This is a genomic window from Cyclobacterium jeungdonense, from assembly GCF_010994275.1.
In the GTDB taxonomy this organism is placed as follows: domain Bacteria; phylum Bacteroidota; class Bacteroidia; order Cytophagales; family Cyclobacteriaceae; genus Cyclobacterium; species Cyclobacterium jeungdonense.
In genome coordinates this window covers 80,214-94,577 of sequence record NZ_WMCD01000004.1, presented here as the reverse complement: position 1 = coordinate 94,577, position 14,364 = coordinate 80,214, and the positions used below count along the sequence as shown (strand labels likewise).

Sequence of the window (14,364 nt, the reverse complement as noted above, 5' to 3'; positions counted from 1 at the left end):
ACGCTGTTGCCAGTCTTTATTCTTCTAAAACATCCATTTCTTCTAATTCCTTCCGATACCCTCCGGATAAAATTGGAAACCGATACCAGGTTTTCGGATCTACATTAAACTCATCCAGGTGAAATGAGGGTGCCAGCCGCTCCCTTTTCCATTGGTTTCTGGACCACAGTTCAAAGAATTTTCTAATGTAAGTTTTTAATGGGGCGGATTCAAGAGAAAGCTCTTCTTTCAAAATAAGGTAGATGTCTGCCGGAGATCGTTTGTCCCGGATGGCCAGTTTTTCTATGGCTGTGATGACAGGATAGGGCATCAAATCTTCTTCATCTGTCTGCCGCGATTCCAGAGGACGAAGTTCTGCAGTTGGTTGGAGCGCATTTACACCTTTTAGCCCCTCATATCGCAATTCTTTTTCAGCCCACTGCAGCCATTGCAAAATAAAGTCTTTTGATACGGCTGCGATAGGGGAGAGTCCTCCACTCGTATCTCCGTCCATGGTGGCATAGCCTACATCTCCTTCGCTTCTGTTAGAAGTGCTCAGTAGCAGTGCCTGATGAATATTTGCCAGCATCCAGATAATAGGGGACCTTGCCCGGGCCTGTATGTTTTGCAAGGCAATGTCATCTCCGGACCAGTCCAGGTTTCTGCCCAGGGCGGTTTCGATTTTCTGGGTATAGCCAGCTACTTCTTCATCTATGGACCAATGGTGAAAAGTGGCACCAATAGTTTCAGCTAGTGACTTCGCACTTTGCAGGGTGTCCGTTGACGAGTTACGGGTGCTTTGGTAAGCTGTAATGAGAATTTTACCAATAATATCCTTAATACTGCTCTTGGGATCAATGTCATCGCTACGATGAATTTTTTCCAGAAATAGGGGTACTCCCAAGTCTCTGATTCCTCTTTTTACCATTTCCGCAACCAGCACGGCAATTGTGGAAGAATCTGCTCCGCCGCTCAGGGAAAGGACAAATCCTTTACTCCGACTTTTTCGCATGTAATCAAATAACGCGAGGGTGGCAGCTGCAGTAAACTCTTCGTTTTTGTCGTGCTCAATTGGGTTGCTTACCGGGGTCAAGGGTTTTTCGAGAGGGAAATTGAAGTGCACCAACTGGTAGTTGTGAAAAGACAACAGAGGATTTTTTACCAGGATTTCCCCTCGGTATCCGAAGAGTATTTCCCCGTCAAAAATCATTCTCCCACTTTCATTGCCAAGTAAATTGATATAAAAATAACCTGCTTCCAGCTCTTCAGAACTTTCCCTTACCAGTATTTCCCGTTGCTCGCTTTTGCCCATCGCAAAGTGGCTGGCACTGGGATTAAAAATAAGGGCTGTATTTCTGTCTTTTAGCCGAAATCCGGGGCGTAAGTCACCTCTCCAGGCATCTTCACATATTTCGAACCCGTAGCTTATCCCATTTTTTTCAAAGGTCATATCACCAAAAGGAACCGATGAATCGTAGAAATCGAAACTGATTACCTCTCCGGCTATCCAGGGTGTAAACCACCGGCATTCGTAATGTACCCCATCAATAGCCAAAAATTGTTTGGCCACAATGCCCAGGATCTTCCGGTCTTCTACCACGGCCATGCAATTGTATAATTTACCTGATACCCGGCATGGTAAGCCCAGGCAGATCGTGATTCCTTTGGTGAAAGGAAGAATCTTTTGCAAATAGGCAAGTGCTTTTTTTGGGTACCAGTAACTCAAAAAGAGATCCTCGCTACCATACCCGGTGATGCTGAGTTCAGGAAAGCATAACAGCTCCACCTGTTTTTCTTTTGCTTTTTGAACGGCCTGCATAATAGTGTCAAAATTCCCCTCCCAGTCTAATGGCGTCTGATTCAGGGTGGCACCGGCTATATGTAATTGAGACATAGGGTTGGTTTTTCTTCTCCTCTTATGGAGATTGCGTGATTAAAGGATGATCTGAAGTTTTTCGCAGGCCATTTTTGCAGCTTCCTGCTCAGCTTTTTTCTTGGTAGACCCTTTGCCTTCCGAAAAAGAGGATCCGTCAATATTAAGCGCTACCGTAAACTCTTTAAACCGTTGGCTGCCTTCTACTGATTTTAACTCAAAATCAATCTCCTTGTTATCTTTCTGGGACCATTCGATAATTTTACTTTTAAAATTGATGGTGGTGGTGATGATATTATCTAAATCGAAGAAAGGAGTAATCAATCTTTTGTAGATAAATTTTCTACAAAAGTAATATCCCCTATCAAGGTAAATAGCCCCAATTAATGCTTCCAGAGTATCTCCGTAAAGAGATTTAAAGGAATAAGGGACTTTTCCGTCCATTTCCGTTTCTACGATCTTGGGAAGGCCTATTTTTTGGCCAACCTGGTTTAAAGATTCGCGGTTGACGATGCGGGACCGGGTTTCTGTAAGAAATCCCTCATCTCTGTAGGGAAATTTTTGAAAAAGATACTCTGCCACCACTGTTCCCAAAACGGCATCCCCGAGGTATTCCAGGCGTTCATTACTTATTTTTACTCCTGCTCTTATTTCCTTAGAAGCCGAAATATGCCGGAAGGCCAACCTGTACAGCGATAAATTTAAAGGCTTGCTACCCACTATATTTTTGATAGCGGAAGCAAGCCTTTTTTCTTTCTTATCGTAAGTTAGCTCTTGGACTCTGAGCAACCGAAGTAATTTCAAATTTATTCCTTAATTTTTTTGAAAATGATGGAACAATTGTGCCCGCCAAATCCAAAAGTGTTACTCAGGGCAATGTTCACTTCTTTCTCCTGAGCATGATTGAAAGTGAGGTTCAATTTCCCATCAACCTCTTCATCATCGGTAAAATGATTGATGGTCGGAGGTATAAGGTTATTTCTCATGGCCAAAATAGAGGCAATTGCTTCCACAGCTCCGGCGGCCCCCAACAAGTGTCCTGTCATGGACTTTGTACTGCTGATGTTCAGTTTATACGCATGGTCACCAAATACCTTTTGAATGGCTTTGACTTCGCTTAGGTCCCCGAGTGGCGTAGAAGTACCATGTACATTAATATAATCTACTGCATCTGCGTTAATACCCGCATCCTCAAGGGCAAATTTCATCACATTAGCCGCTCCACGTCCTTCTGGGTGAGGGGCTGTTATGTGATAGGCATCACCGGTCATTCCTCCACCTATTAGTTCTGCGTATATATTAGCCCCACGGGCTTTTGCATGTTCGTATTCTTCCAGGACGAGGGCACCTGCACCTTCTCCCAGCACAAACCCATCCCTGTCCTTATCAAAGGGTCGGGAGGCAGTGGCAGGATCGTCATTGCGTTGAGATAATGCTTTTAGGGCATTGAATCCACCTACGCCAGCCTCTGTAACCGCCGATTCTGAACCACCGGAAATAAAAATATCCGCCTTGCCTAGTCGGATGTAATTAAAAGCATCAATTAAGGCATTCGTAGCAGAAGCGCAAGCCGAAACCGTGGCGAAATTGGGACCTTGGAATCCATATTTTATGGATATAAATCCCGCCGCAATATCGGCTATCATTTTGGGTATGAAGAAGGGATTGAATCGGGGCGTCCCATCTCCGTTGACAAATTCCGTGACTTCATCCTGAAACGTTTTCAGGCCTCCGATACCGGATCCCCATATTACGCCTGATCGGGTGAGGTCAATGCTGTTCAGGTCTATTCCTGAATCATTCATAGCCTCTTCCACAGCAATCATGGCGTATTGCGTGTAAGGGTCTATTTTCCTGGCTTCTTTCCTGTCTATAAATTGCGCTATGTCAAGATTCTTTAGTTCACAGGCAAATTGGGTTTTGAATTTGGAGGCATCAAAACGGGTAATAGGCGCAGCACCACTTACACCAGTTGTCAATCCGCTCCAGAAATCCTCTACGGTATTGCCAATGGGTGTAAGGGCACCTAAACCTGTTACTACAACTCTTCTTAAATTCATAAATGATTTTAAGTATGGGTTATTTTACGTTAGCTTCCAAATAGCTAACAGCCTGGCCTACCGTACCGATCTGCTCAGCCTGGTCATCTGGAATGGAAATGTTGAATTCTTTTTCGAATTCCATGATAAGCTCTACGGTATCTAAAGAATCGGCCCCAAGGTCATTGGTAAAGCTCGCTTCCGGAGTAACTTCAGATTCTTCGACGCCTAACTTATCAACGATAATAGCTTTTACTTTTTGTGCAATTTCAGACATTTTGTGATCAGTTTAGTTTAAACACTCCGCAAAGAAAATTATTTAATACCTTAATGTCAAAAAAAAAGCCAAACTAAATTAAGAACTTTCCTTCAGGGATAGAAGTTGGAATAAAATTTTTAACTTTGTTTTTTTAAATTCTTCCTGAATGAAGAAAAGCAAACTTCATGTTGAGACCACGTTTGATTTTGAGCTTTTAGGCCTTGTAGCCCCTTTAAAGGACTATAAAGTAGCTTGGCTGATCAATCGTTCTTTGGGGATAAGTCTAAAAAAAACCGGTGATTATCAAATGGAATTTCTTCGCCAGCCCGATTTAATTATTTCTCAATTTATATTGGAAAAAGAACATGGCTACATTCAATTGCTAAGAAATAAGTCGTATCCGGTTGGCGGCCACTCCAGGTATCTGGTACCCGAACTCCGGAGTATGGATTACTTTTTAGTCTGCCAGGACTTTACCTATGAAGTGGATTTAAATACGTATATTGACGGCCTTTCCGGGGTCAGCGGGATCCAAAGCATCGTGAAAATTGATATCAACAAGTTAAAATCAAAAGAAAACCTGTTAACATATTAAATACATATAGAAATGAGAGTACCTATTTTTAATAAAACCAAAATATTAGCTACCGTCGGACCTGCCAGCAATACGAAGGAAACCATCACCGAATTGGTCATGGCCGGAGCTGATATCTTTCGGTTAAACTTCTCCCATGGGGATCACAGCATACATGCTGATGTGATCAAAACTATCCGCGAGGTGAATGCTGAAATGAGTTTCAATATTGGGATATTGCAGGATCTTCAGGGCCCCAAAATACGTGTAGGAGAAGTGGAAAATAACGGGGTACTCATCAAACAAGGAGACCCTATTACCATTACTAATGACCCGGTGGTGGGGAATGCTTCACTGGTAAGTACGGTTTACCAAAACCTACCAAACGACGTGGCTCAGGGTGACCGCATTTTGATTGACGATGGGAATCTGGAACTGGTGGTATTGAAGACCGACGGTAAAAATGTGGATTGTACCGTAGTACATGGTGGGATTTTGAAATCCAGAAAAGGGATCAATCTCCCCAGTACGAAAATTAGTGCCCCATCCTTAACAGAAAAAGATCTTGAGGACCTGGAGTTCGGTTTGGAAAATGAGGTGGATTGGATCGCACTCTCTTTTGTACGAACTGCAGATGATATTGTAGACCTACGCGAACGGATTGCCAAGGCAGGCAAAAGCTGTAAGATTGTTGCCAAAATTGAAAAGCCGGAAGCCTTAGAAAATATTGATGCCATTATCCATGCTACAGATGCCATCATGGTGGCTCGGGGAGACCTGGGAGTGGAGGTGCCCATGGAAATTGTGCCCCTTTGGCAGAAAAGAATGGTTGAAAAATGTAAGATAGCCTGTAAACCTGTTATCATTGCCACCCAGATGATGGAGAGCATGATCGTCAACCCCAGGCCTACTCGGGCAGAGACCAATGATGTCGCCACGGCCGTACTGGATGGGGCAGATGCCGTAATGCTATCAGCCGAAACGGCCTCTGGAAAATTCCCGATTGCAGCAGTTAGGGCGATGAGTAGCATTATTGATCATATCGAGGTTAATGCTGATATTTATCACAATCTCTACAAGATCCCCGAAGATACCGATAGCTTTCTGAGCAATAACCTGTTGCTAATGGCCAGTCGCTTATCCAGAAATGTTAAAGCCAAAGCAATTGTAGGCATTACCACTTCCGGATTTACAGCATTCCGTATCTCTTCTCACCGCCCATCTGCAGACATATTCATTTTTACCCGAAATAAAAATTTATTGACGCAACTGAGCCTGGTGTGGGGAGTCAGGGCATTTTATTATGATAATCGCGTCTCTACCGACGCTACCTTTCAGGATATCGAGGACAAATTAAAGGAGGAAAACCATGTCAGCGAGGGAGATATTATTATCAATACGGCTAGCATGCCGCTGAAAGCCAAAGGAAGAACCAACATGCTAAAAATCCATGTTGTGAATTAATTCTGTGACCTGGTTGTCAGTCAATCAGGTTTTGTAAATAAAAGAACTGTCTGTACCTGTTCAGACAGTTCTTTTTTTATTTGTTACAGATCCTCAGGCCCTTCGGGACGAACCATCAGAACCTTTTCCCGATCCACCATCACTGCTCCTGGAGGGGACCCTTTGACTTTCCGTACATACTTACAAGGGGTGTACATCACAGCCGCAAGACTGGAAGTTTTGCTTTTGGAATAGTAGGCGGCTAAAGATGCAGCCTTTTCCAGCACCGGACCCGGTAGTATTTTACCTGACTGATTCTTTATTATGACATGGGAACCAGAAACGTCTTTTGCGTGTAGCCAGATGTCTTCCTTCCAGGCGTATCTACGCAGTAGTTCATCATTGGAACGTGCAGACTTGCCCACCCAAACCTCAAACCCCAACAGTTCAAACTTTTTGAAGGGTAATGACTCGGGTTTCGTGCTTATAGAAGTTCGATCACTTGTTTTAATATACTTTTTTAAGGTGCGAAAATCCTGAACCGATACTAATTCCGCTATTTCTGATTCCAAGGCCTTTAGCAAGCTTTCTTTTCCTTGAAGGTTTTTGCGTACCTGCTCAAATTCTATTTTCTTATTTTTATTTTTTCGATATAGGTTCTCGGCTTGTTTTTGGGGGCTTTGTCCTCGTTTTAAACTTATTTCAATTGTTTTATCCGTATAGAAATCATACAGTTTTACCTTTTCAGCACCGGGAGGTATTTGATGCAGATTGGCCATGATAATGTCTGCGGTCTGACTGGGGGCGGGTTCTGCTTCCATGGCGGCCAATTTTTCCCGGGTCTTTTGCAGGTAGTTTTCCGTTTTTTTACGCTGATCCGCCAGGGAACGTAACATCCTGTTTTTTTGCACCTCAAAAGCCTGGCGGACTACTGCTTTCTGATAATACAGGTTGGCAGCGGTTATCGGGTCCGTAGAGGTTTCCAATGCCTGTTCACATGGGAGCAATGTCAACCGGTACTGGTCCAGCTCTTGAAAAATGGAAAAAAGAGGGCTTTCCAATAGGTCGATCACCTGCAACATTAGCTGGTAGCGACTTTCTAGATCTGCCTCCAAGTATCCACGATCCTTCAACCACGCTCTGGGTAGTTTCCCCAGCGTAGGAAGAAACTGGGAGGCATTTCCTTCCACCGCCTCAAACCTTTCCCGATTAAGTAAAAGGGGTTTTTCCAGCTCCGGAATGGATAAATTCAGATCCTCTCGGAGGTCTTTTCGAAATAATTTTTCCGGGTTTCCTTCCCTGGAATGAAAAAGGAGAATGTTTGACCGACTGCCATGCATCTTGAATAGCAGCAGGGTGCCTGATTCGAATTCCAGGTAAAAGGCCCGTTCAAAAGCCAACAAGCAAACCTGCCGGACTTTTTGACCAATGATTTCAGGAAATAGATCCACGTTGTTTTTTCTACTTCTTCTGAAATCTTCAGGAAAACTCAAACAGGTAGCTGAGGGGAGGAGAAGGGCTCGGATAAAAAAGGGCGCCCTGCCTGAAGGGTGAAATTCCAGAATTAATTCCTCTTTATTTTGTGAAAAGCAAGCGGCAAGGCTGGCACCCTTAATATTTGACTCTAAAGCAGGACATAAAAAGCGAAAAAAATGATAGTTCAGATGCATATCAGTGATGGATCTTTAACCCGTCAAAAGCCAGTTCAACATTTTTCGGCATGCGCTCCTGAACCCGCTGATGCATGCCCATACGGTGACTGATATGTGTCAGGTAGGCCTTTTCAGGTCCAATTTCTTCGATGAATGCCAAGGCCTCTTCCAGAGTAAAATGAGAGATGTGCGGTTTGATTTGGAGTGCATTCACTACAAGGATTTTTGTTCCTTTAATTTTTTCGATTTCCTCCGGTGCGATATAGTTGGCATCCGTTATATAAGTAAAGTTCTTTATTCGGAAACCAAAAACGGGTAATTTGTGATGCATTACCTGAACGGGGATAAAAGGTACACCCAAAACTTCAAAAGGCAGGTTATGGATTTCATTGATAAGTACCCGTGGGATGCCCGGGTATTTGTGATTTGAAAAAATGTATGAAAACTCGGTTTTAATTTGGTCTAGTACCTGGGGAGTTCCAAAAAGTGGAATGTCCGTTTGCTGCATAAAATTAAAAGGCCGGATATCATCCAAGCCTGCGGTGTGGTCTTTATGCTCATGGGTATAAACCACTGCATCCAGCCTGTTGATGGATTCTCGTAGCATCTGCATCCTGAAATCCGGACCGGTATCGATGACGACACTCTTTCCTTCAATCTCCAGGTGAAGGGATGTTCTCGTACGTTTGTCACGAAAATCCAAAGACTGGCAGGTTTCACAATTGCAACCGATGACGGGTACTCCCTGGGATGTTCCGGTTCCTAAAAATGTGATTTTCAAAGTTTCAGCTCGGTTTGTTTAAGTTCAGTAAGAAAATCCTGCTGTTTTTGGTTTTCAAAGCTTTTTGGATTGAAATCAAGCGTTTTCAGGATATCTAGCAATGCATTGATTTTGCCTTCCATCGTGAAATACTTGTTGATAATCACGATTTTAGTATCCTTTAAAATACAGTAACCGGATTTGAAATTGCCCTTTTCATACCGCAGGTGGTATTCAGAGGCAGCAAAAATATCTTCCAGTTTATCCAGATAGCCTTTAGTATACCTAATGTACATTTTACTTGTAAATGTGCTTCTTTACGGTAGCCAGTAAGAGGTCATAATCCAAGGGTTTTTGAACGTAATCATTCAGCCCCGCCTTTTTGAAATCATCCAGCGTGAAATTTTTATAATTTCCGGTAATGGCAACGATAGGGATCTCGGATTTGGCAGGATCAGTAAGCTGACGGATGGCTTTGGTACAGGCAATACCATCCATGACCGGCATGTTGATATCCATCAGTATAAGATCAAAATCTTCTTTACTCAATTTGTCCAAAACCTGCTGGCCATTTTTGACGGCTGTGATGTGAAAGTTTTCAAATAACAGCACATTCTTGGTTAAGTTTATGATCACTGAGCTGTCTTCTGCCACTAGTACTTTTTTGGGTTCACTCATATTTCGCAAAAATTTTATCGTTCTCAATTATCTTTTGGTAGGTTTTTAAGCCTGATTCCAAATTTTCCAGGTCCTCCTCCATGTCTTTCAAGTTGGATTGTTTGATTTTCTTTTCAAATCCTGCCGAGGCATTGTAAATTACCAAAACCCCTAAAGTACCAGAATTTCCCTTTAAAATGTGAAGTTTTTCTCCAATTTCATCAAATTTCCCCAAATCTGCCAATATTCGGATTTCTTGGGTGAGGTTTTCTGCTTCATCCAGGAAATCATGATACACTGCCTTGATATTGTCAATGGTATGGTATTTAAGTAATTGAAGGATTACCGCTTCGTTAAAGTCATCGGTTTCTCCAGCTTCCATGCCAGTAGTTATGGCCCTGCCAACTCCCGGTTGTAGGTGAAAATGAATCGTTTCCAGCAGGTCTTTGGGCTTTACAGGTTTGGCAATGAAATCGTCAAATCCCGTTGACAGAAAATAATCCCGGTCGCCCTGGTTCGAATAGGCAGAGATGGCAATCACCGGAATATCGGTAATTTCCTCTTCTCTAATAATCTTCAGGCAAGAAATGCCGTCCAGTTTGGGCATCTGAATGTCCATAAGAACAATGTCATAGGTATTGTTCTTAAGCATTTCTATGGCTTCCAACCCATCTGAAGCTGAATCAAAAAAATAGTTGTGTCCGATTACGTTTTCAAAAACCCTGCGGTTCAGCGCATTGTCGTCTACGATCAGGACTTTTTTGTTTTTCATAGTTGAAATTCCTTAACTTCGGGATTCTAGTTTAGGTCTGACAAATAGTGACTTCCTCGAATAAAATACTTTTGGTCATCGCAGGTCCAACTGCAGTAGGTAAAACTGATTTGTGCATAAATTTAGCCAAAAAATTTAATACTGCTATCATTTCCTCGGATAGTAGACAATTTTTTCGGGAAATGAATGCAGGTACAGCAAAGCCGGACCGTGACTCCCTGGAAAAAGCTCCACATTATTTCATTGGAAATAAGTCCATCCATGAGCCCTATGATGTCAGAGCATTTGAGGAAGAAGCACTCTGTTTGTTGACGGAACTGTTCGCTGAAAAAGAGTTGTTGATCCTTACAGGAGGTTCCGGCTTATACATAGATGCGGTAGTGGAGGGGCTTGACGAGATGCCGGAAATACACCCTGAAATCCGTGAGCAATTGAATTCTGATTTTAAAGCCCAAGGGCTTTCTTTGCTTCAGGAAAGATTGAAAAAGCTCGACCCGGAGTACTATCAGACCGTAGACCGGAACAATCCACAGCGTTTAATTCGTGCCCTGGAGGTCTGCCTGGGCACCGGCAGGACCTTTAGTAGTTTTAGGCAAAAAAGAAGAAAAACCAGGCCTTTTCGCACACTGAAGATAGCCTTGAACAGGGAAAGAGCTGAGCTTTACGATCGAATAGACAGTCGGATGGAGGATATGATTCGAAATGGTCTTTTTGAGGAGGCAGAGCGTCTCTTTCCCTTCCGACAGCTCAATGCCCTTCAAACGGTAGGCTACAAGGAGATCTTTGGTTATTTAGAAGGGACATATGATAAAAATGAAGCTATCAGACTATTAAAAAGAAATTCCAGAAGGTATGCCAAGAGACAACTGACCTGGTTTAGAAGAGATTCGGATTATGTCTGGTTCCATCCGGAGGAGTGGAATCAAATCCTAAAATGGATTTCAGATCAGAGGGGGCGGTGACCAAAAAGATTGGCTACAAACGAATAAGGTCTCATGCGAACCAGGTTATTGTATTCATACCGGGATCTTTTCAAGCGTAAAAGCAATTCATTGAAAGTTTCAGAATCCATTTGTCCACCATCATCCTCTGGAGCGGATTTTTGCAGGGAGCGGTAGGTCTTTTCAGCACCCTCCAGATCACCCGGAGCCAATTTGTCGGGCGGTGTTTTCTGATGCTGCTGGAGTTGGTATTCAAGATCCTTCCACGTTGATGAAAAAGCATCTTTTTTTTGCCGTATATTTTGGTGAACAAGCAAAATAAATAAAAAGACAAACCCGCCCAGCGTAATAAAAATCGGAACAAATCCCATATTAAATGCTTAATAGTTCCTGAAGTCTCAGGTATTCATCCTTTAGCGGTTTGTTTTTCGTGATGCAGTCCTCAAAGGACGTATAGACAACCTGGTCGTTGATGATTCCGGCCATACAATTAGATTTCCCATTGATTAGCCCTTCTACGGCAGCCATTCCACTTCGACTACCCAGGATCCGGTCTTTGGCAGTCGGGCTACCTCCCCGCTGTATATGACCCAATGTGGTTACTTTAAATTCTTTGTCCTCTCCTTTGAATTCGGATTTCACTTTTTCCATGATATCTGCAGCACCCCCTTCTTCGTCCCCTTCAGCCACTACGACGATGCTGGACGTTTTGGATTTTCTAAGCCCTTTAAGGGATTTTACCACATCGTGAATGGTAGTAGTTGTTTCAGGTACCATGACCAATTCAGCACCTCCTCCGATACCGCATTCTATTGCAATGTATCCACTGTCTCTCCCCATTACTTCAACAAAGAAAATACGGTCGTGGGCGGCAGCGGTATCCCTTATTTTGTCAATGGCCTCCAAGGCAGTATTCACCGCCGTATCAAAACCAATCGTATAATCGGTACCGAAAATGTCATTATCTATGGTTCCCGGGCAACCAACGGTGGGAATACCGTATTCTTCAAAGAAAATTTTTGCTCCGGTAAACGTACCATCTCCACCAATAGCCACCAGGCCATCAATCCCGTGTTTTTTGAGCTCTTCGAATGCTTTTTGCCTTCCTTCTTTCGTTCTGAATTCCTCACTTCGTGCCGACTTCAGGATAGTACCGCCTCTTTGGAGAATATTGCTGACTGAATGAGATTGCATCTTTTTGATATTTCCCTTAATCATACCATCATAGCCATACATAATGCTATATACATCCAGGTTGTGGTAGATGCCTGTTCTGACCACTGCCCGAACACAGGCGTTCATTCCGGGTGAATCTCCTCCTGAGGTAAAAACCGCAATTTTTTTCATACGTATATTCTCATTTTAATTGAGTAAATCGATTAAAAAAACGTGTAACCTGTTCTCCCTGAATCGATTTGAATTAGGATATAAAAATAAAGAAATAAGCTCAATCTAATACGATCTCATAAAAAAAAGGATGGAAAAAATCCATCCTTTCATTATTCGGTTATGCATTTTGCATTTTAGAAGCTTTATTCCTTTCGTTTTCATCCAAGTGGATTTTTCTCATCCGGATGCTTTTAGGCGTGATTTCCAGGTATTCGTCCTTTTGAATGTATTCCATGGACTCTTCTAACGAAAATTTCCTTGCAGGTGCAATTTTCGTATTGGTATCCGAGCCTGAAGCCCTCATATTGGTCAACTGTTTTCCTTTTTGAACATTCACGACAATGTCATTGTCCCGTGAGTGCTCGCCAATTACCTGGCCGGTATATAGTTCTTCCCCAGGATCGACAAAAAAAGTGCCCCTGTCCTGAAGTTTGTCAATGGCGTAAGCCGTACATTGACCGGCATCCATAGAAATCAGCGATCCATTTATCCTGCCGGGAATAGTGCCTTTAAAAGGTTCATAGGCAGAAAACCGGTGGTTCATAATGGCCTCACCCTGAGTTGCGGTGAGTACATTGTTTCTGAGACCTATCAATCCCCTTGAAGGAATTTTAAATTCCAAATGCTGTAAATCGCCTTTCGGCTCCATTACCAGCAATTCGCCCTTTCTTTGGGTAGCCAGTTCAATCACTTTACCTGCACTGACATCTGGAACGTCTACATACAAGGTTTCAATGGGTTCGTGTTTTACTCCATCTATCGTTTTGATAATTACCTGTGGCTGACCTACCTGAAGTTCATAACCTTCCCTTCTCATAGTCTCTATTAGTACGGATAAATGGAGTATGCCCCTTCCATATACCAGGAATTTATCCTCACTATCCGTTGACTCTACCTTGAGGGCAAGGTTTTTCTCTGTTTCCTTCATCAACCTTTCCCTAAGGTGGCGTGAGGTAACAAATTTACCCTCTTTACCAAAAAACGGGGAGTTGTTGATGGTAAAAAGCATGTTCATGGTCGGCTCATCTATGGTAATTCGCGGTAATGGCTCCGGATTCTCAAGATTGGCAATGGTGTCACCAATGTCAAATCCTTCCACGCCTGTTATAGCGCAGATATCACCGGCCTGAACCTCCTGGGATTTCACTTTTCCAAGCCCTTCAAATACCTCCAACTCTTTTACTTTCACGCGTTTGGTGCTCCCATCAGCCTTGCAAAGCGCATATTGGGCGCCTTCTTTGATAGTACCTCTTTTTACCCTGCCAATAGCGATCCTACCTACAAAATTAGAGTAGTCCAATGAAGTGATTTGCATTTGCGTGGTACCCTCATCGATTTTTGGCTCGGGAATATGCTCCACGATGGCGTCTAGAAGGGGGATAATGCTGTCTGTTGGATTTTTCCAGTCAGGGCCCATCCAGTTATTTTTTGCGGATCCATATAGGGTCTGAAAATTAAGCTGCTCCTCAGTGGCGTCCAGATTGAACATCAGTTCGAATACAGCTTCCTGAACCTCATCAGGCCTGCAGTTTTCTTTATCTACTTTGTTTACTACTACGATGGGTGTTAATCCCAATTCCAGCGCTTTGCCTAATACAAAACGGGTCTGGGGCATAGGGCCCTCAAACGCATCCACCAAAAGGATGACGCCATCAGCCATTTTCAACACCCGTTCCACTTCACCGCCAAAGTCAGCGTGACCAGGAGTGTCAATGATATTTATCTTAGTGTCTTTGTACCTTACCGAAACATTCTTAGATAGAATGGTAATGCCTCTTTCTCGCTCCAAATCGTTGCTATCAAGGATCAAGTCTTCAAACTGTTGGTTTTCCCTGAAGATTTTGGAGATGTGGATGATTTTGTCTACCAGGGTGGTTTTCCCATGGTCTACGTGTGCGATAATCGCAATATTACGGATACTCTGCATGTGAATTTAATTAAGGTGCAAAAGTACGAATAATATTTTGAAAATAGGTAGATTATTACGATAGATAATTATTTCTTAACCTCCTTATACCCATATTGG

The 14,364-nt window shown here is 43.0% G+C and carries 15 protein-coding genes; 3 read left to right on the top strand and 12 right to left on the bottom strand.

Annotation, left to right across the window (positions count from 1 at the left end):
* Positions 1–16: 16 nt before the first annotated feature.
* Genes nadE through GKS34_RS09910 form a run of 4 tightly spaced genes read right to left on the bottom strand, consistent with a single transcriptional unit; the run spans position 17 to position 4,168 of the window.
* Entirely contained in the window at positions 17–1,873 is a 1,857-nt protein-coding gene (gene nadE, locus GKS34_RS09925) for an NAD(+) synthase (protein WP_163384666.1), read from the bottom strand.
* A gap of 39 nt (positions 1,874–1,912) precedes the next feature.
* Positions 1,913–2,656, bottom strand: a complete 744-nt coding sequence (gene rnc / locus GKS34_RS09920) for a ribonuclease III (RefSeq protein ID WP_163384665.1) — start codon at positions 2,654–2,656, stop codon at positions 1,913–1,915.
* A gap of 2 nt (positions 2,657–2,658) precedes the next feature.
* Positions 2,659–3,912, bottom strand: a complete 1,254-nt coding sequence (gene fabF / locus GKS34_RS09915; RefSeq protein WP_163384664.1) for a beta-ketoacyl-ACP synthase II — start codon at positions 3,910–3,912, stop codon at positions 2,659–2,661.
* Between the two features lie 19 nt (positions 3,913–3,931).
* Complete coding sequence (locus GKS34_RS09910; RefSeq protein WP_010855324.1) at positions 3,932–4,168, bottom strand: acyl carrier protein; 237 nt, start codon at positions 4,166–4,168, stop codon at positions 3,932–3,934.
* A gap of 148 nt (positions 4,169–4,316) precedes the next feature.
* Between GKS34_RS09910 and GKS34_RS09905 the strand changes: the two genes are divergently transcribed.
* Together GKS34_RS09905 and pyk are read left to right on the top strand one after the other, a co-directional pair.
* Positions 4,317–4,745, top strand: coding sequence for an IPExxxVDY family protein (locus GKS34_RS09905; RefSeq protein WP_163384663.1), 429 nt, complete (start codon positions 4,317–4,319; stop codon positions 4,743–4,745).
* A 12-nt stretch (positions 4,746–4,757) separates the two neighbouring features.
* Positions 4,758–6,188: a pyruvate kinase gene (gene pyk / locus GKS34_RS09900; RefSeq protein ID WP_163384662.1), complete on the top strand. Its 1,431-nt coding sequence runs from the start codon at positions 4,758–4,760 to the stop codon at positions 6,186–6,188.
* A gap of 83 nt (positions 6,189–6,271) precedes the next feature.
* On the opposite strand, the gene GKS34_RS09895 is transcribed toward pyk, so the two are convergent.
* From GKS34_RS09895 to GKS34_RS09875, 5 genes are read right to left on the bottom strand one after another with little or no spacing between them, the layout of a single operon-like run.
* The gene (locus GKS34_RS09895) at positions 6,272–7,837 is read right to left on the bottom strand and encodes an NFACT RNA binding domain-containing protein (RefSeq protein ID WP_163384661.1); all 1,566 of its coding nucleotides are present in this window, start codon (positions 7,835–7,837) and stop codon (positions 6,272–6,274) included.
* A 1-nt stretch (position 7,838) separates the two neighbouring features.
* Positions 7,839–8,600 carry an MBL fold metallo-hydrolase gene (locus GKS34_RS09890; protein ID WP_163384660.1) on the bottom strand — a complete coding sequence of 254 codons (762 nt, stop codon included), beginning with the start codon at positions 8,598–8,600 and terminating at the stop codon, positions 7,839–7,841.
* Positions 8,597–8,875: a hypothetical protein gene (locus tag GKS34_RS09885; protein WP_163384659.1), complete on the bottom strand. Its 279-nt coding sequence runs from the start codon at positions 8,873–8,875 to the stop codon at positions 8,597–8,599. The genes GKS34_RS09890 and GKS34_RS09885 overlap by 4 nt, the downstream gene beginning before the upstream one ends.
* Before the next feature lies 1 nt (position 8,876).
* A complete protein-coding gene (locus GKS34_RS09880) occupies positions 8,877–9,257 on the bottom strand; it encodes a response regulator (RefSeq protein ID WP_163384658.1) in 381 nt (126 codons plus the stop codon).
* Positions 9,250–10,008, bottom strand: coding sequence for a response regulator (locus tag GKS34_RS09875; protein ID WP_163384657.1), 759 nt, complete (start codon positions 10,006–10,008; stop codon positions 9,250–9,252). Before GKS34_RS09875 ends, GKS34_RS09880 begins: the two co-directional genes overlap by 8 nt.
* 47 nt (positions 10,009–10,055) lie before the next feature.
* Between GKS34_RS09875 and miaA the strand changes: the two genes are divergently transcribed.
* On the top strand, positions 10,056–10,970 hold the full coding sequence (miaA, locus tag GKS34_RS09870) for a tRNA (adenosine(37)-N6)-dimethylallyltransferase MiaA (RefSeq protein ID WP_163384656.1): 915 nt from the start codon (positions 10,056–10,058) through the stop codon (positions 10,968–10,970).
* On the opposite strand, the gene GKS34_RS09865 is transcribed toward miaA, so the two are convergent.
* The 3 genes from GKS34_RS09865 to typA all read right to left on the bottom strand — a co-directional run bounded on the left by GKS34_RS09865 (position 10,955) and on the right by typA (position 14,265).
* The gene (locus GKS34_RS09865) at positions 10,955–11,320 is read right to left on the bottom strand and encodes a hypothetical protein (protein ID WP_163384655.1); all 366 of its coding nucleotides are present in this window, start codon (positions 11,318–11,320) and stop codon (positions 10,955–10,957) included. The genes miaA and GKS34_RS09865 overlap by 16 nt on opposite strands.
* A gap of 1 nt (position 11,321) precedes the next feature.
* Positions 11,322–12,296, bottom strand: coding sequence for a 6-phosphofructokinase (gene pfkA / locus GKS34_RS09860; RefSeq protein WP_163384654.1), 975 nt, complete (start codon positions 12,294–12,296; stop codon positions 11,322–11,324).
* Positions 12,297–12,456: 160 nt separating this feature from the next.
* Positions 12,457–14,265, bottom strand: a complete 1,809-nt coding sequence (typA, locus tag GKS34_RS09855) for a translational GTPase TypA (RefSeq protein WP_163384653.1) — start codon at positions 14,263–14,265, stop codon at positions 12,457–12,459.
* Positions 14,266–14,364 lie beyond the last annotated feature (99 nt).

Coding starts and splice junctions, on each gene's coding strand:
- nadE (WP_163384666.1), bottom strand. CDS start 1,873: ATGTCTCAATTACATATAGCCGGTGCCACCCTGAATCAGACGCCATTA.
- fabF (WP_163384664.1), bottom strand. CDS start 3,912: ATGAATTTAAGAAGAGTTGTAGTAACAGGTTTAGGTGCCCTTACACCC.
- GKS34_RS09910 (WP_010855324.1), bottom strand. CDS start 4,168: ATGTCTGAAATTGCACAAAAAGTAAAAGCTATTATCGTTGATAAGTTA.
- GKS34_RS09905 (WP_163384663.1), top strand. CDS start 4,317: ATGAAGAAAAGCAAACTTCATGTTGAGACCACGTTTGATTTTGAGCTT.
- pyk (WP_163384662.1), top strand. CDS start 4,758: ATGAGAGTACCTATTTTTAATAAAACCAAAATATTAGCTACCGTCGGA.
- GKS34_RS09895 (WP_163384661.1), bottom strand. CDS start 7,837: ATGCATCTGAACTATCATTTTTTTCGCTTTTTATGTCCTGCTTTAGAG.
- GKS34_RS09885 (WP_163384659.1), bottom strand. CDS start 8,875: ATGTACATTAGGTATACTAAAGGCTATCTGGATAAACTGGAAGATATT.
- GKS34_RS09880 (WP_163384658.1), bottom strand. CDS start 9,257: ATGAGTGAACCCAAAAAAGTACTAGTGGCAGAAGACAGCTCAGTGATC.
- GKS34_RS09875 (WP_163384657.1), bottom strand. CDS start 10,008: ATGAAAAACAAAAAAGTCCTGATCGTAGACGACAATGCGCTGAACCGC.
- GKS34_RS09865 (WP_163384655.1), bottom strand. CDS start 11,320: ATGGGATTTGTTCCGATTTTTATTACGCTGGGCGGGTTTGTCTTTTTA.
- pfkA (WP_163384654.1), bottom strand. CDS start 12,296: ATGAAAAAAATTGCGGTTTTTACCTCAGGAGGAGATTCACCCGGAATG.
- typA (WP_163384653.1), bottom strand. CDS start 14,265: ATGCAGAGTATCCGTAATATTGCGATTATCGCACACGTAGACCATGGG.